Source organism: Aporhodopirellula aestuarii (assembly GCF_023701485.1).
Taxonomy (GTDB): Bacteria; Planctomycetota; Planctomycetia; order Pirellulales; family Pirellulaceae; genus Rhodopirellula; species Rhodopirellula aestuarii.
In genome coordinates this window covers 57461-82132 of the sequence record NZ_JAMQBK010000081.1, presented here as the reverse complement: position 1 = coordinate 82132, position 24672 = coordinate 57461, and the positions used below count along the sequence as shown (strand labels likewise).

General features: G+C 56.6%; 1 protein-coding gene. It reads left to right on the top strand.

The window, feature by feature from the left end:
* Positions 1 to 41 precede the first annotated feature (41 nt).
* The gene (locus NB063_RS26590) at positions 42 to 24476 is read left to right on the top strand and encodes a tandem-95 repeat protein (protein WP_250932089.1); all 24435 of its coding nucleotides are present in this window, start codon (positions 42 to 44) and stop codon (positions 24474 to 24476) included.
* The last annotated feature ends 196 nt before the right edge of the window (positions 24477 to 24672 follow it).

Below are 24672 nucleotides of genomic sequence, written 5' to 3'. Positions count from 1 at the left end.
TTCGGCGAAATCAGGCCGCTCTGCGTCGTAAATCCTCCGACATGTCCCGTCGGTTACAGCATCAAACCCTTGAGCGTCGTGAACTGCTCGCTGCAGAGATCATCAGCGGTCCACGGTTGGTTAGCGTCGAAGCGGGAGCGGACTCACAAATCCGCCTGGATGGGTCGAGCGTCCAAAACCGGCTGGATTCGGCACCGCGCGAGTTGACCTTCCGTTTTGACGGAACGTCCCGACTCGATGGGTCGACGCTGGAGGGAATTCGGATCATTGGTTCCGGTGGGGACGGAACCTTCGATGATGGAAACGAATTCTTGATTCAGCCTGGGTTCCAAGGCTTTGCCGACGATGAGGTCGGTGACCGTGTCGTTGTTTCACGTTTTGTCGAAGCCTTGCCCGATGATCGGTATCGGATCCAAATCGCCGGCTACGACGACGTCAACAATAACGACGTGTTCGCCAATGGCGGATCGATCAACACCAACATCACGGCGCTGCGTGATACGGACGGCAACGCGATCTTGCCGGCCGATCAGGTTAATTCTCCAACTCCTTCGCTGAATATCGACTTCGAAGTCGAAGTTGGTCCTCGCGTTGTTGCGGTTGTTCCACAACCGGTTTCGGGGGTTGCGGGCAGTCGCGCGCAGGCACGCAACGAGATTCACGTTTATTTTAATAACGATCCGTTGTCGAATCCGAACGCCGGAACGATCACCAATAGCACGACACCGGGTCCCGACCAAACGACATCAACCCTGCCGGTTGTTCGTCCTGAGTTCTATCAGTTGTTCATGACCCAGGACACGGTCGACAACAAGGATGACATCGCTCTGAAGCCCGATACGGTCATCTATGATCCGACGCAGGCGTTGGCAATTTTGCAATTCTCTGCCGATCTGTCGGTGTTGACGGGAAGAACCGATGGTGTGGGAACGTTCCGCTTGCGGGTCGGCAGCGGCGATGCATTACCAAGTGCGCCGACGGTGTTAGAAGTTGCAGGGGAAGGAGCGAGCGTTCTCGATAGCGGTGGTAGCCCGATCACGGTACCTTCCAATGACACGTTTGATAACAGCGGTGTCGTTGTCATCGACGATACCGTGGCCGGACCCACCCCAACGGTGAAGACGGAAGAAATCCGTTTCGACCCCGCTGGCGGAATTCAAAGTGTGTTGGTGCAGGGCGGTTCGATTCAAAACACCGGGGCTTACGTGCCCCCGTGGCCGGGTGCGTATGACGCACCGGGGTCGCGAGAGTATCGTCGCGACGCGAGTACGGTCGAACCGATCGACACCACCAGCGGGATCAATATCTACCCATACAACTTCGCACAGCTCTATGGTTTAGATCCAGACGGTGTCGCGTTGGACAACGCGATCACGCCGGCGCAAAAACAGCGCGCCCGTGAAATCTTTGATCTTTACGAACAGCACCTCGGCATACGGTTTGTCGAGACTGAAAATTCGGGACTACAGATCGCGACGGGAGACCTGCGAGCCATCCAACAGAGCGTCGACACCGGCGCAGGTGAAGGTACTCCGTACAGCCTGTACCGCGTGAATGAACGTGATCCTTCACGCGGCATCTTGGTACTTGAAGCGGATGAAGGTTGGTATGACGGGTACGGTCTGTCGCCCGATTCACGCCCGAGTTGGTTTGTCGAGGGGCTGCGAGGGATTGGTAGCTTGCTCGGAATCGGCAACCTGTTCGAGTTGCCAGATGGTGTCGCGGCCGGCGGTAGCAGTCCGGACGAACCAGACAGCGAAGGATACACCAACGATGGTAGCTCCAGCACGGGCAACGGAACCGCGGGCGTCGCCGGGTTCCCGTCGCTACCGAGCGAACCGGATTTCCTTAGCCAAAGCGACATCACGCTCGGCCAAGCACTCCATCGACCCGAAAGCAGCGACGTTGATTTCTATTCGTTTACGATTGATTCGCCGGCGGATGCTGATATTCCCGCCGACGCGATTCTCGGTCGGTTGTCGCTCGAAACGTTCGCTCAACGACTTGATGACGTCAGTCTGCTCGACACGTTAATTCAGTTGTATCGTGTGACCCCAGGACAAGGTGGCACATCGAACTACGAACTGATCGCAAGAAACGATGACTCATACGGCAATGATTCGTTTGTTCGCGTTGACTTGAGCGCGGGCGATTATGTCGTCGGTATCACCAGCACAGGCAATGACGCGTACGATGGCGAAGCTGCGGGAACCGGCAACGATGGCCGCAGCGAGGGGCGTTATGAACTGCGGATGACGTTTGATTCATCGATCGGCGTCGCGAGCGACAATGCGTTGGTCGATCGCAACGGTACCCGGCTCGACGGCGACGCCGATGGGGAAGCCGGCGGCGATTTCAATTTCTGGTTCCGCACCGCACCCGCCACGACGGACACGACTAAAGTTCGAACACTCTTTGTGACCAAGGACGTTGATGGCAGTGATTCCAATAACGGTGCAATCACTTCGCCGTTTGGAACCGTGGCCAAAGCACTCGCCGTTGCAAAACCTGGCGATATCGTGCGGCTGTTGCCGTCCGCCGGGGCCGATGGCATTGTCACAGCCGTGGACAATCCTGCGACTCCAACGGTCGATGAAGCGTTCAATGCGCAGAAAGACAATCGAGCGTACGAGTTTGGTCGTGGAGGTGCAGGTAACAATGTGCTCTCCGATGGTGAGACGTTTAACGTTCCACGCGGCGTGACAGTGATGGTCGATGCCGGAGCGCTGCTTAAGCTCCGTGATGCCAAGATTGGTGTCGGTAGTGAATCGGTGGATGCCAACCGTGAACTCGCGGCGATTCAAGTGCTCGGCACTCCGCTCGCATCGGTGGTATTTACCAGTTTCAACGACCAAAGCGTCGGGATCGACAGCAACCCGATCAACACATCGCCCGCCCGTGGTGACTGGGCAGGGATCGATTTGCGGAACGACGTCGACTATGCCGAAGGCCGCAAAGTATGGGAACGCCGGGGGATATTCCTGGACTACGTTTCTCACGCCGACATGCGTTACGGCGGTGGACGCCCCGGCCTACTTGCCGAGGTGGTTTCGCCGATTCAAATGAATGAAAGCCGTCCAACGCTGATCTACAACAATATCTCATTCAGCGCACAGGCTGCGATGAGTGCCGATCCGAATAGTTTCCGTGAAGATAATTTTCACGCACCCCTGCACCAAAACGGCGGACTGTATACCAGCGACTACGATCGTGTTGGTCCTGAAATCGTCGGTAACTATTTGACGGACAACACGACCAATGGTTTGTTTGTCCGAGTCGGTTCGTCAACAGAAGCCGAAGCGTTGACACAAAGTGCTCGCTTCGATGACACCGATATCGTTCACGTCGTGAGTGACGTGTTAACCATCGCCGGGGCGCCGGGTGGTCCGATTTTGTTGGAGACTCGTCCGAGCGTCGGCAGCGTCACGCTGACCCCATCGACGACCGGAAACCTCGCCGCCGGTCAATATCACTACGTACTTTCGTTTGTCACGATCGAAGGCCATGAGTCGTTGGTCAGTGTGCCGACTAGCAACGTCAGCGTCATCGACGCTACCGACGGGTTGGGATCAGTCACCCTCCGCAATCTACCCTCGGCGACGGCGGAATATGTTGGACGCAAACTCTATCGCGGTACGACAACAGCGGGTGTGACCACATACCAACTCGTCGACCAACTCGACCGCCGTACGGGGACGTTCGTCGACAGCGGCCAAACGCAAGCGGGTGCACCGAAAATTCAATCGGCCCCGGACGCGGGCAGCCTCAATGTTGTTGAAGTTCCCGGTCAGGGAGCCCTTGAGCAGAACCGTGCCTACGATTATCGGATCACCTTTGTCGACGCCTTCGGTGGTGAGACACGCGCCAGCGCCGCGACCGAAATGGTTGTGGTGGGCCAAGACGGCGCGATCATGCTAACGTCGATTCCGGTCGCTCCGGGCGAATTCGTGGGAACGAACGTCTATCGACTCGATCCGAACAGTGGCGATTACTTCCTGATCGCTGAGCTGCGATTAGGGGAAACCTCTATTCTCGACGATGGACGGTCCCTCGATGAAGAGGGATCGTTCCTTGGTAGAAGACTGGGCGCCAATGCCGATAACGGTGCGAAGCTGTTGGCGCGATTCGATGCCCGTTTGACGATCGATCCGGGCACCATCGTGAAGTTGGGAACCGCACGCATCGAAGCCACCTTCGGCGCCGATTTCTATGCCGAAGGTACCGAGAGCAGCCCCATTATCTTTACGTCTCGCAGCGACGACGAGTACGGGATCGGCGGAACGTTTGATACCAATAACGACGGCGCCAGCGTTGGCGCGGCCGGTCATTGGTCCGGAATCGTGTTGCGGCAAGGTGTGACGGCGAGTTTGGACAATGTCGATGTCCGATACGGTGGTGGCGAATCGCCCGTGTCCGGCGGACTGACCCAGTTCAACGCGTTGGAAATTTTGCAGGCGGATGCCCGCGTTGTGAATTCGACCTTCGTGTCCAATGCCGATGGAAAAGACACCGATGGAATCGGCGCGGACACGGGCCCATTCGCGACCCGCGTCGGGCGAGGTTTCAACGATGCTTCGACGATTTTCGTGCGAGGTGCTCAGCCGATCTTGATCGGAAACGTGATCGCCGATGGCGAAGGTGCCGCGATCAGTATCAACCCAGACGCGTTGACGTTCCAGGCGATCACTGATCCAGGCCGCTCGACCGGATTGATCGATCGTTTCGCAAGTCGTCCTGATAATCAGGGACCGTTATTGCTGGACAACGAATTGGTCAACAATGCGATCAACGGGATGCGAGTCCGCAGCGAGATCGTGACAACGGACAGTGTTTGGGACGATACCGACATTGTTCATGTTGTCGAAGGTCCGATCTATTCGCTGACACACCATTACTTTGGTGCCTTGCGGCTGCGTAGCGATGCAGATCAGTCTCTCGTTGTGAAGTTCGGTCCTAACGGCACGCTTGTTGGTGGTGGCCGTCCGCTTGATATCGACGATCGAATCGGTGGTACGTTGCAGGTGCTCGGAACGCCCGGGTTCCCAGTCGTGCTGACGAGTCTCGATGACAGCAGCATCGGAGCCGGGTTCACGCCTGATGGCCGTTCGCAACGTGATACCAACAACAGCGGCTTGCCCGTCGACGCAGCGGGTAACGAAATCATCAGCGCGGCCGCTGGCGATTGGGTGGGCTTGCAATTGGAGGCTTATGCCAATGATCGCAATGTGGCCTATGTCTACGAAAGCGAACGGGCTGAACCGGGGGCGATCACGACCAACCGAGATCCCAACAATGCTCAAATTCTCGGAAACCTCGCAGTGGGCGAAACCGCAGGAGACGAGGTCGATCGCCTCGGTTTCCTGGTTCGCGGTACTCTCGCGACCGAAGAGGACGTTGACACCTACCGGTTCCATGCGTCCGGTGCGACGGCGGTGTATTTTGACATCGATGAAACATCGTCGGGACTCGATACCGTTATCGAACTCGTCAATAGTGCCGGCGAAATCATTGCGAGTAGTGATAACTCGTTGGCAGAAGCGATCGGTGCGCAGACGATTTATGTCAACTCGGCACTTCAAGATGGTGTTCGTCAAGAAGATGTGCGATCGCTACCGACGGCGCTGACGAGCGGTAACGTGGAATCGCCCAATGTCCTCGATGCGGGTTTCCGCGTCGTGTTGCCAGGTAACGTGGACGAAAGCACGGACTATTTTGTGCGGGTCCGCAGTGCTAATGCCAAGACGATGGGGCAGTATGAACTTGGGATTCGACTCAGGGCGACCGACGAGGTCGCTGGATCCACCGTTCGAGGAGCAGATATACGTTACGCAACCACGGCGATATCGGTGACCGGATCGCCGTTACACAGTCCGCTGGTTGGAGACGTTGGCGAATCAGTGGTTTACATCGATCCCACACCTGGGGATCAAAATAGTGGTGACGAGAGTACGCGAGAAACGGTCAACACACGACTGAGTGCCAATCCCGCCGATGCTCAGAACCTCGGCAACTTGCTGACCAGCGACCGCGGTTCGCTGATCGTGACCGGTGAGATCGGAAACCTGACCAATACGCAGCTCGATCAACGAATCGAGGACGTTGATGTCTACCGGGTCGATCTCGTCGCTCAGCAAATCGAACCGGACGTCTTTGATAGCGAAAACCGATACGTCACGACGACGTTTGACATCGATTACGCCGGATCGGAACTCTCACGGGTCAACACCGTTTTGTCGGTCTACGATGCCGCCGGACGACTGATTCTGGTGGGACGTGATAGCAACATTACCGATGACCAAGGTCGACCGCTCGAAGGCGTCGACATGACCAATCTCGCAGCGGGTTCCGCTAGTATTCGGGATGCTTATATCGGTCCTGTCGAGTTGCCCGAAGGCACTTACTACGTTGCCGTTAGCAACGAGGCCGCAGTTCCCGAAATGCTGGGACAATTCTTTCTGGCTGATCCAGTCGACCCGAACGTTCGATTGATGCCGATCAACTCGGTCCGAAGAATCAGTCGTGATAACCTCGACGAAGGCTTGACTCCCTTTACCGGAACGCGAGACGATGATTACACGGCAGAAAGACCCGTCATCGAACCGTTATTCACTAACGCCTCGGCTGTGCCGTACTCGCTCGACGATATCCGATTGTTTGTCAATCTTATCGGTGGATCGGGCAACAACAACAGCACGCTGGTGAGTTTCAACCCCTTCACCGGAACGTTGGAACGAGGCATCGGTGGCTACGGCCCTGCGACGCGGGATATTGCCATCCGCGACGACGGTGAATTGCTGACGTATAGCACACCATCGGGCAATGTAACCAGTGCCAACACCGGAAACTTCATCAACGTCAGCCCCGTGAATTCGGCGACCACTCAAGAGGGTGATGACGGGATCGTATTCCGGCAAAACAATGCGGCCGGTGCCAGCACCGAGGTTGATGCCAACGCACAATTGGTCATCAACGCGATGACCTTTGCTCGCAATGCCAACAATTTCCAGGGTGGGTCGATCAACCGCAGCGCGATCACCGACAACAACGAGCGATTCTGGTTGGTGGGTAATCGCGACTCGTCAGGAAGAAATAACATTCCGATCGAGTTGAGAACCAACATCCTGTATCAAGCTGCTGGCGCTAGCGGAGAGATCACTTCACGCGGCAGTCTTCTTGACACGGCGGATCAAAATTATCCCGACAATACGGTGTACAACACCTCGATGGGTCCTGCCTCGGACGAGCGTGAGTACGGAATTATCGATACCGGATTTATTGATGATACGACCGGTGGAGACGGTGGTAACATCACCGGCATCGCGGCGATTAACAACAATATGAATGGCGACCTCGTCGGCGTAACCGACGACGGCGGTATCCACGTATTCAATCCCAACAGGCGAGGGCCCGCACCGATCGGAACCCCCGCCGAGGGATACAACAGTGTGATTTCAACGACCAACCACGGTCGCCTCGTCGCTGACCCTGAGCACTTGGCTCTTGACGGCGGATTAACCCCAGGGGTGTTCACCGATTTGCGAGTGGATCCTGATACCGGAGAAGCTTACCCGGTGTTCACCGGATTGTCGCTCGGTCCTCAAGTCGTTGAGGACGGAGCCTATGCAGACATTCTGTTTGCGACGACATCTGACGGTTGGATTTACGCGTTCACATTAGAGACGGATGACGCGGGATTACCGACGACTGAGCCCGCAAATATTTTCTACAACGGCCGATCGGCGATCCGTCTGCGGACCTTGGCAGGCGACTTCGGCGTCCAGCTCAATCTGCAGCCGAGTGGTTTGGCGTTTAGCAACCTCGAAATCAATCCGTGGCACACAACCGGTGATCGCGCTGGCAATGCGGGTCATGGTACCGTGAATCCTTATGACGACAGCCGCCTCAACGGTTCCGGTGGCTCAAGTCTCTATTTCGGCTTTGAGGTTGCCGGCGCAGACCAAAATACCATCGCTCGGGCCGAGGACGACAATCTTGGTCAGGTTGCCCCGGGCGGTAGTCATGGTTCGGTCATTTCGGAACCGATCGATCTGAGTGAATACAGCGCGGCAGATAAGCCGACGTTGTATTTCTCCTACTACATCGAAGTCGAAGACAATGACGACTACCTCCCCAACCGCCTGCAAAACGATAGCTTCCGTGCTTTCGCCGCCGGCGATGATGGCCAGTGGCAGCTGCTCGCAACCAACAATAATTTCCGTTCGGTAGCCCTTGATGACGAGTACGATGAACATGTGACGAGCGGGATCGATGTTCAAACGGTCTTCGACGACAATCCCGAAGACCAATGGCGTCAGGTTCGTGTCGACCTTTCTCCACTGGCCGGCAGTCGCGATGCCCGCATCCGATTTGACTTCAGCACCGCTGGATCGATGCGAAGCCACTTTGGATCGATCGAATTGGTAGGCGTCGATGGCGAACTGCTTGTGGACAACGCCAATACGTTGATCCGCAACGACGACGGCAGCGTCTCGACGCTGCAAACGATCCTCGGACGTGACGTGGTACTGCCCGCTGGGGCACTGCTTGCGGACGGTGATTCCTTTACGGTCACCTACGTCGATCCGGCTGATACGATCAATCTAACCTCCACCGCGACGGTCAAATTTGTCAATGCTTTGACACCGGGTGCGACCGAAATTGAAGTGTTGATTAATCCGGCGGCAACGGCCAGCCAAGTGGCTGCCGCGGTCGCCGCAGCAGTTCCCGGCCCCACGCGGCCACGGGTCGACGACAGCGGCAAACTCAGTCTGTTATCAGCGACGGACATCCAAATCGACGCGATGATGCAGGGCGGTCAGTCCAATCCGGTGGAGTTCCAAGGTGAATTCCCTGTGATGCTGATTCCCGACGGTGACGAAGCTCCGATCGGCGAACGAGTGACAGTAGACCTTCCGTCACTCGGTTCCACCTTTACGTTGCGATATGTTCGCGCAATCGACCCGCTGGATCCCAGTGGGGATCTGCAAATTATCGCCCTGTCCGGTGAATCTCGCGCGACGATTGCGTCTCGCATTACCGCTGCATTGCCGGTGGGAGCGGCGTTCATTGATCTCGACGGGAATGTCGTGTTCGTTGATCCAGACGTCCTCATCACGGTTGAGGCGGCACCGACCGCGGTTGTGATCACGACAATCCCCGAAGATCAAGTACGGACCCGTATCGATCTGAAAACTGGAAGCGAAATCAACGACGATGAGCTGCTCATTTTGCGGTATGACGGAAACGTCTTCGCGGTTGCTTTCGATGATGGAGATGGAGTTGCAGCTGCACTCTTAGCTCCCTACCCGCAAAACGCGACGATTTCGTTCACTGACGCCAGCACGATCACGGAGTTGACTGACGCTCTTGAGGCGGCAATCAATACCAACGCTCTGCCAGGGCTCGATCCGATCCGTGAAGGCGACACGTTGCGAGTCTTGGTCGACGACGCCAACAACGATGACTTGCCCGACGTGACGCTGTCGCAGCGACCGAATCTCTTTACTTCGCGTGCGATTCAAGCAGTTCAGATCACCCTCCCCAATACGATTGGGGGTCTGATCAACGGTGAGGAAATCGACGTGACGGTCGATGGTGTTACCACGCGAGTGATCTTCAACAACTCAACGGCGGGGTCGTCGCCTGGATCGGTTACCTACACCGGCGGGTCGTCGGCAGCATCGGTTGCGGCTTCGCTCGCGAACGTCGCTCTGCCCAACAACATTGATATCGGACGCAACGGCCGAAGCCTCATCGTTTATGGCAATTCGGTTACCGTGGCCACTCTCAATGAGAATAGCAATATCGTCGTTACGGACCGGGATGCACGAGATATCACGGTTCCGACGGGGGCTCAATTGAATGACCGTGACACGTTCCAGTTGATCGGCATTGATCCCGCACTTTCGCTGTTCATCAACAACGGGCAGGTAACGCTCCTCGATTCGAACACTAACACAACGGCCGCCCTTTCGGCTCCCAACGTGCTGCCGTTCGACAGCACTCAATCCGCTGCGGACGTGCGCACGAATTTAATCACGTTACTTTCGCAATTTGCGTCCACCGTGAACGGAAGCAACAATCGTTTCCGAGTCGTCGCCGAAAACATCGCGACGACGGTGCCTGACAGCGGTGTCGAGTACCAACTCGAACCGGTCACGATCATTGACGTCCCCGCGGGGTCTGAACTTCGCACCGGAGAGCAACTCCAGGTGGTAGGCGGTGGTCGAACCGTCACGGTGACCTTTGTCCGCGAAGGGGTCGATTTGGCACCCGATCCCGATGACGGGAACCCGAACACGATCTCGATCCAAGTGTTCTTCAATGAAGGCTTGACGGCGGCTGAGGTTTCTGACCGCATCGTTACGCGATTGCAAACCGATGCGCCTCAAGTTGCCGCAATCAACTCGTTCACCAGCGACGGGTTTGGACTCGCGATTTTTGACTCGTCGGCATTGGTTATCACTAACCCGACGGTGACTGCTCAAGGCACCGTTGAGTTCGATACTTATGGCGTGCCGATCACCCTGCCATCGGGTGCGAACTTGATCGATGGCGAGTCGATCACGATCTATCGCAAAGACGCTCCTTTGGATGTCGCGGGAATCCAATACACGTTCAGTACTGATCCCACGCCGGCAGCCAACAAAGTTGTCTACACGACCTTGGATACGCCGCAGGAAATCGCGCAGAAGCTCCTCGCGGTACTCGATCCGAGTTTGGTTTCCCAATTTCATGGCACTTCGGGACGCGAACTGTTGATCGTCGAGGCGGGATCGATAGCGGTCCAGCGGAAAACGGCGACTCAACCGGCATCCAAGATCGTCTCGTGGGAGGCGAAACAACAGACATTGACGCAAATTATCAATGGTGTCACGGAAGAATTCATTCCGCGGGCGGTTCCCGTGCTGACCCATGCGGCGATGGATTCGAATGAAGTGGCTGAGGAATTGCGTCGAGGGTTGGCGTTCTCGATAGGAACCATCGCGGCGCAGTTGACTGACTATCGCACCACGGCGGGTATCGAAGAGTACAAGCTCTATGGTGGGGACCGTATACGAATCTATATTCCGGAGGCTTTGGATCCGGCCGACTCGGCATTGTCAAGCATTACCGGTGTCGACCCCATCGTGAGGGTGCTTGATTCAGGACCCTATGGGTTCAACGCAGTTCTGCCTGGAGACGAATTTGGACTTTCAACGTCAACATCGTTCACGGCCTCGTCGTCGGCGGGAGCCAGCGACAATGTGGTCGAGGGTGTCTACATCGATGACATCATTATCGGCATGGCTGAACGTGGTGAGGCAGTGCTCTATGAAGGCGGCGGTCCGACAGGCAATAGCACGTATATCATGGATCCGGCTTACATCCCGGACACGCGTGGCGACGCCGTCCAGCCGGAGCACCCCGATGAACTGCTCGTCGGTCGCTATTCACTCGAGATTCGTACCGCGGATGGGTATGGCGATCCCGAGGATTATGATCCGATTAATTTGTACTTGGATGAGGATGTCTCGGCAGGTCGTTCCTTTGACAGCAATGATCGGTTGGTAAATGGCGCGGTGACGATTGTTGCCCCAGCGGGCCGCGATCTCCTTGACGGAGACACCTTTGTGATCGACGACGGATCGCAACGTCTGACGTTTGAGTTTGACAGTCGCTATGCGACGGGTGTGACACCCGGGTCGGGGAACGTGCCCGTTCCGTTCGATCCCGTTGATACAGCAGCGGCGGTTGCCACTTCGATCCGTGACGCGATCAACTCGGCGCAGGCCCGAGATGTGCTCGCGATCCTTGCCGCAACGGGAGATTCACGTGACAGTGGCAATTCAACTTCCAGTCGCATTGAACTGTTTGGAAATAATTACGCTCTGGATGAACTGGGGAACCGGCGAGCGTTGTCAGGGGAAATCCTCGTCAACCCAGGTTCGAATCGAACACTCACTCTCGACCTCGTTAAGGAAGAGTCCTTTTCGGGGCGATTCACCAGTCGCCGGATAGCGGTGATTGATCACGACAGTTCTGATCCCAACAGCGCTGTCGACTATGCCATCTATGGTTTCGAGATGGAGCAGGCGGCCGTTCCTGGGTACGTCAGTGGGGACACACTGTTTGCGGTCGGCAAGATCGGTGACTCCATTCACTTAGGCCTGTCCGTGGACGAAACTGATGATGGAACGATCGTCGGTACGACCCCATCGTTCGACCGCGACGTGGTGCGGGTGTATCTCGAAGCCGGGGAAGGGATCGATATCGATCTCGACACGACGGGACTGTTCAAGGTTGGAGCGGGACTCGAATTGCCTGTGGTCGCGGTCGTGCCAACAGGGACCTTGTTCACCTACAATCAATTGACGTCGGCTTACGATCGCGCGACGGGTGAATTCAATATCACATCGGATCCCAATTCGGCCCGATCGAGCTTGGATCAGCCAGTCGTGGCTGTTGGTGAGACGCGGGCGGGAGCGTCGTTGCAGTTCACGCCGACCGAGTCGGGGTACTACGACGTCGTCATCAGCAGCGTGCTTCCCTATTTCACAACGGAAGCACCGGCAAACGAGATCGCGCCGCAGAGTTTGACCGACAAACAGTTCGGTGATTACTTCATGTCGATCCGACCTACCGGTGACCCTGGTGTGCCAGCACGCGACGTGTTGTTGGTGGATTACCAGTTCGGTATCACGGACGAGAACCGCGTTGACGATCAAGGTCAGATCATCATCGAAGGAAACTTCATTCGCGATTCAGCCGACGTGGGGATCTCATCGGTGGTCGCTTCGGAATCGGGAAGACTCGGCAATGACTCGTCGCTGCCTGGCAATGCCCGTTTGTTGCGAAATGCGAACACGACCGGTTTGATTCCCGGTGCCGTGATTGTCAACAACGTGATCGAGCGATCCGGAACGACCGGAATCCAGATCAATGGCGGTGATTTCGGAAACGCCGAACTGGGTACGCCTAGCTTGTTCAGCCGAGTGGTCAATAACACGATCGTCGGTGATGGCGGCGGTGTCGGTGTCTCGGTCACCGGTCGGGCTGCTCCGACGTTACTCAACAACGTCGTTGTCGGCGTCAATACCGGGTTCGACGTTGATACGACGACGGCCTCGGGAACACGGGTCAGCGGTAACCTGTTCTCACAAAACACCGTCAACAGCACGTTGCCGCTTAGCGGTAGTTCGGTTGTCGTTCCCAATGGTGTCGAGGTATTCCAAGACGCCAGTCGTTCGATCTACATTCCTGCGGCGGGCAGTTCGTTGATCGACAGTTCGATCGCTTCGCTGGGTGACCGCCCCGATTTGGTCCAGACGGTAAAGGCTCCCGTCGGAATTGCGGCGTCGCCGATCGACGCTCCCGAGTTTGACATCTACGGCCAACGCCGCGTCGATGCGGCCACCGGGAACGCCGGGGGTGGCGTGGGGTCAAACCCATACATCGACCGAGGTGCCATCGACCGTGCAGACGACCGGGCACCCAATGCGGTATTGAACAACCCGTTCGATGCCCCTGACGAAGACGCAGCGGGTTCGGCAACGGATCCGAATACCACCGGTGATACCGATCCACAACAATCGTTCGTTCGCTTAGTCAACAGTGACCAGTTCGTTGAGTACTTCGAAATCCAATTGATTGACGAAGCGGGAACCGGTTTGGACGCTTCGACGATCAATGTTGATACGGTTTTGATGACCGAGAATGGCGAACAGTTGCTGCCTGATCGAGACTTCACGTTCGGTTACAGCGAAAACAGTCGCACGATCCGATTGACACCGTTGGCCGGAGTTTGGAATCAAGACTCGGTTTATGAGATCACACTCAACAACCAAGTTCGAAGGATCGTTGAACTGCAATCGGGAGGTTCGATTTCCGATGGTGATCAGGTTGTCGTGACCGATGACACCGGCCGCGAAACGGTACTCGAATTCGATAGCGGTTACACACTCGGTGTACCGCAGAATGACACGTTCGTCGTGACCGATACCAAGAATGGTTTCCGGGATACCGACACGTTCTCGATCACATCGCGAAACGGTCTGACGACGATCACATTTGAGATCAACACGACTGGTACGGTGGCAAGTGCCAACGTTGCCATCCCATTGTCGGCCACCGGCACGGTCACCGAGGTTCGTGACGCGATCTTGCGTGTTCTCGATCCGACGCAGTTCTCCAATAGTTCGCCAACGGCGACCAACTATGCCAGCCTGTTGGGTATTGCTCCGGCGGCGGTCGGAAACGATTCGATACAGTTGGGGACCTTGCCAGCGGTTCAATCAACAACGGTTCCGCCGACGACCACGTTGCCGGGTCACGTGATCAACATGTCCAACATTTCCTCAGGTTTGATCAAGACGGGCACGGTGGATTCGATCGTTGACGGTGCACAGTTCACGTACACCCGCGACGACATGGCGATCACGTTCGAGTTCGACTCCAACGACTCGTTCGATCCTGCCGACCAAACGGCATCGCGGCGCCGAATCGAATTCAGCCGCACGGACACGCCTGACCAGATCGCACTGGCAATTGCGGCTGCACTTCGAAATTCGAATATCGATTTGAGCAGTGCGGTTGCGATCGGGGACGGCTTGGTCTCCGTTGGCGGTCTCGAAGGGGACGTGATCGATCTGCTGAACTCGCAAATGTCGCTCACCGGCACACCGGGTGTTACCCGTTCGCTGAGTGTGACGGTACCGGATACACAGACCGGGGCCACCATTGATGGAACGACTGTCACGGTTACCGTCGGCAGCAAGGCGGAAACGTTCTTGTTCACCAACGACCCACAACTCACTTCGGCGAACATCACCGTCGTGGTGAATCCAATTGCTGATTCGACTGCGATCGCTCAGGCACTCGAAGCTGCCGTGGATCTCGCGTTTGAAAACGAATTGAATGTTCAACGCACCGGTGCCGTGATCACTCTCGGCGAGACCGGATCGGGACAGAACAGCGAGTTCACAACGATTGATATCGTTCCCGGGGCTGCGGTGGTCGGCGATGCCCTGGTTGTCGGTGGCGTCAGTGGTGGGGCGATTCCTGTCGAATTCACGCCTAGCGATTCGTTCCCCGCCGTGTCGGTGGCGACGAAGGTACAACAAGCGATCAGCGAAGCCGGGATCGGTGTCGAGGTGTTCTCACCAGGCGGTGGCGTGTTGCTGTTGGCTGGAACCCAAAACGTTGTCACGCGGGGTGGCGTCGGCGCGGTGGAAACGACCGCAGAAACGATTTCGGCGATCTCCGACTTGGCTGGAAATCCGGTCAATCCGACTCGACCGAACAACGAAACTCGCTTCACGATCATCATGCCGGATGTCCAATTCGACTTCGGCGATGCACCGCAAGAATACGGCACGTTCCTACAAAGCCCGACGCCTGGGTTGAATACGACCGATCCAGGCTATGTTCCTGGCAACGGTGCACGGCATGCCGTGACCGGCAGTTCGTCAAGCCGTTTGGGACGATATGTTGACACCGAAGCCGATGGCCAACCTGTGGGTTCCGGCATCGGCGTGTCCGACGACATGTTGTTGACGGTCGGTGCGACGTCGATTGCCGCGGAGGCCGTCACGCCTACATTCGGACGGATCACCGTTACCGCGATGCCACGCATCGGCGATGTGATGACATTGACCGTTCGCACACCTGATCCGGCAAATCCTGGTAGTTTCTCCAGTTCGACGTCTTATCAATTTGAATTTGTCAACGCGGGATCGACCCCGAGTGGTCCTGGTTTCGCGGTTGAGATTGCAACCGGCGATGGTGTCAACGATGTGGCCGCGTCCTTGCTGGCCGCCATCGAGTTGAACGTCACCGGTCCTGCGGCCGACCTCACCGCCTCGATCGATCCGGCGGAACCAGACCAGATCGAGTTGAATTCGGTTTCGGTCGGTGGCGCACGACCACGTGAGTTTGCATTTGCGACCCAATCGGTTCTGTCTTCGGCAACTTTCACCGTCGATAATTCTGACCCCTCGTCGCTATCGATTGCGTTTTCGGCGGTGCCCATTCCGGGGCAACTGTTGGTGCTTCGCACGTCTAGCCGAACGCGGACCTATGAGTTCGTTGATCCGGCGTCCAACCCACGACCCGGCAGCGTTCCGGTTCTGATTCAGACTTCGTTCACGACCGAACAGGTCGCCGAAGCCTTGTTGAATGCGATCGAGTCTGGGCTCGACGAGTTTGGTGGCAGTATCCTGTCGGAAATCGATTCCGCTAACTCCGCGAAGGTCAATTTGACCGCGATCGACGATGAAGACGGAGTTTCCGTGATTACGTTCAATCAGGGTGGATCCAATCCGCCGGCGTACTTCTTCGGACGATACGCGGATAATGGAAAAACCTTCGATGCTTCGCAGTCGAGTCAAGTATTCGGATTCCTCAATCCGGCTGATCCCGTTGGTACCAACGTGGAAGTGTTCGTTACCGGCGGTGGATTGATCGATGCTTGGGTCGACTTCAATGGCAACGGTGTCTTTGATGTTGGGACCACCGAACAGGTGCTGTTCAATCAGCCAGTTGTCGATGGTCTTAACACGCTGAGTATTGTGACGCCTAGCGACGTGGCGGACATCGATACCTGGATGCGTGTCCGTTTAAGCAATTCCGGCAATACTAGTCCAACCGGTGTCGCCATCGGTGGCGAAGTCGAGGATTACCTCGTCAGCGTCCGACGCGTTGAAATTCCGTTGCCATCTGGCGTCGGAGATCAATTCATCGCAATCGAGGACACCCCGTTGCGTGTGGATGCTACTTTGAGCGCGTCCAATCCGGCATTGGAGATCAACCGGAAGACGTTGCTGACGAACGACAATCTGGGCAATCAGATTCTGCCGGTTCGTTATTTCCTCGACCTGCCGCGACTGCTTGTTGATGAATCTGGAGCTACGTTCCCTGATACGATGCTCGTTTATCGCACCCCGCAAGGTGGCCAGATAATGGTTGACTTGGCAGCGGGAGATGATCTGAACGGAGCGTTCACCTACACGCCTGCCAAAGACTTCTATGGTGTGGACACCTTCCGATATCGCTTGTCCACGCAACAGAACGCGTCGGGAGTCAATACGGACAACGTCCAGTACGAAACGGTGACGATCAACGTCCTCCCAGACAATGACGATCCCGGAGCGAGCAACGAAACGTTTGTGACGTTTGAACCTACCAGCGACGGACCTGATCCGACGTTGATCATCGATGCGGCAGATTTGGTTTCGTCGGCGATCCCGGACTTCGATCCTAACCAAACGACGACTCCACAGAATGAATCGAACCAAAACATCCTGATCCGTTCGATCGCAACGGTCAACGGTACGATCACCGCTGGCGGAGCCGTCGACACGATCACGACGAGTCGTGGTGGTACGTTGGTCGCGGAGTTCAATAGCGTTGCCAATCCTCAGTGGATCACGCGAGTGCTCTACACACCGGCGGATGACTTCAACAGTGACGTCGGCGCTCTCAATGCGTTGTTGCTCGATGAGTTCACGTTTACGTTGATGGACGATGGCATTTCATTGTTGCCGACGGAACTCAGTGATAATCTCGCTGGACTCAACTTGGGTGCCGACGATCTCAGTGCATCACCGTATTTCGTCAGTGGTGGTCAACGAAATCAATTCTTGCGGAAACCCGTCACGGCGACCGCAGCGACAGCGACGGCGACGATTCGCGTCACCCCGCGGAACGATGCCCCTGAATTGGCCGCCGACTGCGTCGGCTTGACCGACGCGACGGGAGCTGCAAATAGTCGCTACCTGAGCTTCTTCCCGAATGCCAACACGCGACCAACCCCGACCGAAGACACGGTATTGGTTTTCCCAAGCTCTTACTTGCTCGACAACGATGCGACGGGACCTGCCGGTGCGTTGGACGAAACCGACCCGCTAATCGGCAACGATGCCAGCATTCGAGTTGTCGCGGTGGGGATGGACAATGCCAGCCCCGAAACGCTCAGCCGTGGTTCCATTTCGCTGGATCCGTCCACGGGCATGATCACATTCACACCTGCGGATGACGTCTACGGCGAAATCACTTTCACGTACACCGTGATGGACAGTGGTATCGACGAAGGCACCGATGTCACCGATGTGTTTGATGTTAATGATCGCGGAACACGCGTGGTCAACGGACGAACGTCAACAATCACTTCGACGATCTTTGTCGCGCCCGTGAACGACGCTCCGGTTGCCTACGATCGACTGCATCGAACCGCCGAGGACACCCCGTTAACCATCACTGCAGCAGAAGTGCTTAGCGGTTCACCGACGGCATCTTCGCAAATTCAGGTGTCGAACTTCGGCGTCACATTGCCGGATGCCGATGATTTGATCAATGGAGAAGTCTTGATCTTGACGGCAGTCAACGGTCAGCGTGTTGCGGTCGAGTTCAATACCTCCGGTGTTGCGTCCCTGGGCATTGACCGGGTCGTGCGTTACACGGCCGGTGACGTGGCAACGGATATCGCCACGAGGCTCGAACAAGCCTTGCGGGCGATCGGGTTCGGCGGAACAGCAACCGGTAACCAAGTTGCATTCAACGATGCCAATTTGGTCGACGAAGTGGTTCGCCCGACATCTCTCGACGTCGATGGACCTTCGCAGGTCGTTACGATCCCATCTGGAGCTGACCTCGCTGATGGTGAACGCGTCGTGGTCCGCGACGCCGCCGGAGTGGACCATGTCTTCGAATTCACAACGACGGGAAGTGTTGCCAGCGGGGTGATTCCGATTGCAATCACTAGTGCGGATTCGTCGCAGCAGATCGCCGAAGCTCTCTCGTCCACAATGCGTTCCGAAGGGTTTGGCGGTGATGCCGCCGCAACGGCTCAAACGGTGTTCCGCGTGCGGGTCAATGGTGCGGCGTCGATTGCCGCCCAGTCCGGCACGTCGGCCATTCGCGTGATCGGCAGTGACGTCGTCTTGCCAAGCGGCGGGATGTTGCAAAACGGCGAATTGCTTTTGATCGAGAACTCCACGGGTGGAACCACCACCGTTGAGTTCGGAACCGGTTCAGCTAGCGATTCGTCTTACGTCTTCATTCCATATGTGTCGACGGACAACGTTGCTGATTTGACCGCTCGGTTGACGGCTGCACTCAACGATGCGACGGATCCGAACGCCTCAGCGGTCTCTGCCACACCGGTAACATTCGTGGTCTGGGACGTGACGGTCAATGACGTTACTTCTGTCGTGATCAACGATCCGGCGTCGGCGATTCAGTTCGACGGTACGAATCTGATCCTGCCTCCTCTCGCTCAGATGATTGATGGCGAAACGGTCACGATCACCAACGACAACGCAGAAGCTTTCGTGATCGAATTTAACGTCAATGGTATTCCAGCTGCGGGCAGTACGATCGCGATCGCATACGACCCGATCGGTTCGCTCAGTACCGTACTCGCGGAACTTGCGACCGCGCTGCAGGGGCTCGGTGTTGGTGCGAATTTACAATCGGGAAGCGTTCAACTGAGCGATGCTCAGTCAATCACTCTCGACCGTGCGGCCAGTAGCATAGAAATCAACGGAACGAATATCGTCGTGCCTGACGGTTCACAGTTGATGGATGGTCACCGGATTCGCATCCGCGATGCCGGTGGCGATGAATCGGTTGTCGAGTTCAACACCTCGGGAATACCTTCCACGGGTGCGGATGTTGCCGTTGCGTTCACGACCGCAAATACGGCCGATGAAGTCGCCATCGCATTGCAAGAACAACTCCGTTCCATCGGATTCGGTGCAACAGCGGAGATCGGAGCATTTGGGTTGCCGGCTGACCGGGCTCGGGTTTCGATCCAAGTTCTCAGCCAAGCCGTCGCGGGTGAACTGCCCGCGGCCCCTGGTGATTTCGATCCGCGACTGGGAGCTCCATTCAACGAAGCCGAGCAGATCGCGGGTCTACGTATCATCGAATTTAGCGTGGCCGGCGGTACGTTGAATCTGCAAACCAATACCGCGTTGGTATCGGCAGATCCGGCGTCGATCGGAACGCTGGATCCATGTGGCCCGAATGAAGCTTGTTTGGTCAGCGATGCTGGCGGAATCTTCCGATTCTCGATTGCAGAGGAGACCGTCAACGGCACAACGCTGCGGTACTTTGACAACATCTACTACACGCCGCCGACGGACTACAACGAACAGTTGCCGTTCTCTGCACGTGAGCTGTTGAGTTACAAGATCATCGACGATGGTCTGACAACGGTGACAAGTCCTGCGAACGTTTCGAATCTTCCGGCGGAAGTGTCAACTCAATCGGGAACGTTGACGATTACCGTTGGAGCCGTCAACGACGCGCCGACCTTCGATAGCCAAATTTCGATCGACGTGCTGGAGCGAGACGACAATTCTTCGACGACCATCCCGCAGTTCGTGTCGCGTATCTTCGCGGGACCTGGCGGTGCATTCGACGAAGTTCAAACGCAGCAAGTTGACTTCGAGGCTCCGCGTTTGGTTTCGGGTGATCCATCGATCATGAGTAGTGATCCGGTAATCAACTATAACCCCGGTGATACCGAAGGTTCGCTGACGGTCTTCCCGGCTCCGGATCAGTTTGGGCAGTTGGTCTATGAGATTGTTGCGTTTGAGGTTGCCGAGCCCACGGTCAAATCGGCGCCGCAACGAGTCACGATCAACGTTCGTCCGGTCAATGATCCGCCACGGATCGACCCATCGATTGCGGGAACCACTCAGTGCGTGATTAATAATGTCTCCGACGATCCGAATGACCCGAACTACCTCACTCCTGCCGAACTCGCTGCACTGACGTGCACGGATGCGATCGATGGTCGCTATAGCGACGAAGGTTTCTCGGTCACGACCGGATTCGATACCGATGGCGATGGTTTCCAAGATCAGGCGACCATTCGCTACACCTTGCGAGAGGACAACACGCGGCCGGTCGCCGGCGATACCGAACAGGTTCAAACGGGAAATTACTTCATCCCGATCGATCGTGCTCGACAATTGCCGGCCGACATCGCCAGCAGCGTGGTGGTCGGGCCTTACACCCGCCTCGGTCTGCTCGATATCTATGACGTCGGACCTGCCAACGAAACCCTCGTCGGTACGGCCGAAGTGCCAACCGGTGGACCTCAGCAGCTCGAACTGTTTGATTTCCCAAGTCAGACTTCGCTGGGCGGATCGTTGACACCAAGGTTCTCGACGACTGAAGTGGATGGCAACGGCAACCCGCTGTTGATCGGTTTGCTCTACACGCCACCGACCGACTTCAACAACATCAATGGAGCGGTTGACACGTTTGAGTACACCGTACGAGACGATAACCCAGGCGATGGTGAAACCTATTCGACCGGTACGAACTCGTTGATTCAGAATCGTCGTACCGCATCCTCTCGGGTTGAGCTCAGCCTGAACCCGGTTAACGATCGACCTGAGTTTTCGACTTTGGATCTACGTTATGAAGTCGCCGAGGATGGACCGCTGCAAATTATCAACGGGTTTGCCTTTGGCATCTCCGCCGGTCCTGCACAAAGTGCCTTCGATGAGACCAGTTCACGAACGGGTCAGACGCTCAACTTTACTGAAACGAGCCTGACGTTCGATGATGCGGACTTCGAACAGTTCTTCGAAATCTTCCCAACGGTCAACTTGCAGGGTCAGTTGCGATTCAAACCGGCAGCGGATGTGTACGGTACGTTCGAATTTGCGATCGTGCTCAATGACGACGGTGCCGACAACAGCACTCGGGGCGACTTGCAGTCCTCGCTTCCTGCTACGCTGACCATCGACGTTCAGCCGGTCAACGATCGGCCCGTCATCGCTCCTGAATTCGATACCCCCGAAACGAATCCGCTCAACTTCGAAGTATCCGAAGGTGGTTCGATTGACGTCTTGCTCAACGGCGACGGAACGAATGTGGGGCTGCTCGACGTCTTCCAGGTCGGTCCTGCCAATGAAGCCGCAGACATCGTTCCCGGTGGCAATCAGACGCTGCAATTGACTCAGCCGATTCCGCTGACGACCGCGCAGGGTGGAACGCTCGTTCTGGTAACACCCACCGTGGGTAGTCCGTACTTCCGATACACTCCGCGAGAAAACTACGTCGGTCCGGATAACTTCATCTACACCGTCACCGACGACGGGGTCACCGTGCCAGTGGGAACCGGTGGCGTCCCCTTGAGTGAGCCGCAAGTCGCGTCGGGCACTGTCACCTTCGAAGTCAAACCCGTCAACGATGCCCCGCAGTTTAGCGGTGCTGGTGATGTCACCAGTGATGAAGACTCGAATGACGGTAATGGCCGCGGTGTGGTCACGATTGAAGACTGGGCAACCAACGTCCAGGCCGGACCTCCCGGTGCGGACGACGAAAATGGAACATCAACCGCTGACGGTCAGCCGCTCTTCTTCGAGATCATGTATGTCAGTGGTGATACCGGATTGTTCACCGTGCAACCTACGGCGACGGTGAACGATAACGGAACCGCATCGTTGAACTACACGCTCGCACCGAATGCGAACGGGGCAGCGACATTCACCGTGCAACTGTTCGATGAAGGTCCAAATAATGTCGGAAACGGCGACGTGTTCGCGTCCGATATTCGGACCTTCACGATTAACGTCAACCCCGTCAATGACGCACCATCGTTCTTGCCAGGAGGAACCGTTACGGTTGACGAAGACCGAGGTCCATACACCGCGACATGGGCGACCAGCGTCGCTGCGGGACCCGCCGACGAAGCCTCGCAGGTGGTGCAGTTCCGTGTCACACCGGTTTCCGCCAGTGACGCGGCATTGTTCACGACCGAGGGACAGCCGAAGATTTCAACAACCGGAATCCTGAGTTTCACGCCAGCGGCGAACGCGAACGGTGTGGCCAACTTGCAAGTCGTCGCGTTCGACTCCGAAGGAGCCGAAAGTGCGTCGGTGACATTGCAAATTGTCGTCTCGCCAGTGAACGACTTCCCGTTGGCTGTGGGAGAACAGCTGCCGCAGACCACCGAAGACGACATTCTGACAATTCCTGCGTCGGTGCTGCTCGCGAATGACATCGATATTGACCGCTTCGACGCCGATCCGGATGTGTTGCAATTGTCGATGCCGCTGGTCCAGCGAAGTCTCCGTGGGGCCCTCGTGACATTCGATCCGGTTACGGGGATTGTGACGTACGATCCGACCGATCGCGTCGATTCACGGGAATTGCAATCTCTACGTCCTGATTCACCTGTGGTCGCCGATTCGTTTGCCTATGCCATTACTGATCGCGCCGGACGTAGCGTTACACCGGTTCGCCAAAGCAACAGTGTTCTGGTCACGGTGAACGTGAAAGGGGTGAATGACGCTCCGATCCTGAATCCGGACACGCCGACGCTCAACACCACCGGTTCGACGACGATTGACGTCCTCGGTAATGATGAAGATATCGATGGCACCATCCAACCGAGCTCACTGGAAATCACCAGCCAGCCTGCGTTTGGTGAAGTGACCGTCAATCCGGATGGCACGATCGTCTACACCCCGTTCACCTCGTTCCAGGGACTCGATTCCTTTGAATACAGTGTTCGTGACGATCTCGGTGCTCTTAGCGAGGGCGGTCTCGTAACGATCAGCCCGAATGCTGCTCCGATCGTGCGGAATGATAATGGCTTCGCCTATGTGGGTGAGTCCATCATCATCAATGTTCTTGCCAATGATGAGGACCCTGAAGAAACCGACGGCAATCCGGCCACGACCGACACGATCGATCCGACGAGCATCCAGATTGAATCTGGTCCATCCGCTGGAACCATCACACCGTTGGCGGATGGCACGATCCGTTACACGCCGGCGGCCGGATTCACCGGACGAGATTCGTTCCAATACTCGGTCGCTGATTCCAGAGGACGACGAAGTGGATTGGCTACGGTCAGCTTGCAAGTGGTCTCGAGCCGTCTACAGAACCCAGACCTGCGTTACGACGTGAACGACGACGGGGAAGTTTCGGCTCTGGATGCCTTGCTGGTGATCAACCATCTCAACCGCTTCGCCGGGGCCAGTGGTACGATCCCGACGGCAGCGAATGTCACCGTCGAGACGGATGATCCGATCCCACCGAACACGTACCTGTTCAACGGTGTGGAATATGGAGCAGGGTACTTCGACGTTTCGGGGAACCGAATCATCACGGAACTCGATGCGTTGCAAGTCATTAATGAACTGAATCGCCGAGACACTTCCGGTAGCGTTAGTGAACCATTGCCTCTGACGGTTACGTCAAACTCGGCACCGGTTGCCAGCGGTGAACCGATCGCCCCGGTGACGGACTCGCCGTCATCGCACGAATCGCGATCCGCGGACGAACTCGCTGTGGAAACGTTTGATCTGTTCGAGCAAGAAGACAAATGGGTCGGTGGTTCGGATTCAAGCGAATCGATCGATGACGATGTCTTAGACCGCTTGGTTGCCGCTCAACAGGTTGGTAAAGGATCGGAAGAAGCCTCGACGGACCCATCGGCAATCGACGCCGCGATGGCGAAACTGTTGTAGAACGACAAGGGCATGCTCAGCATGATAAGTGCATGACCGTGTTCGTTGGATTTCGTCGAGTTAGGACCAAACCGCTCGCGCCGTTCCGCTGGACCTTCTAGCGGCAGGGCGCGTGTGGGCTGTTGACTAAATGAGCCGACGGCGCTAGCCGCGGGCGTAACGGTGAGGGCACAGTCATTGGTGGCCCGCGGCGAGT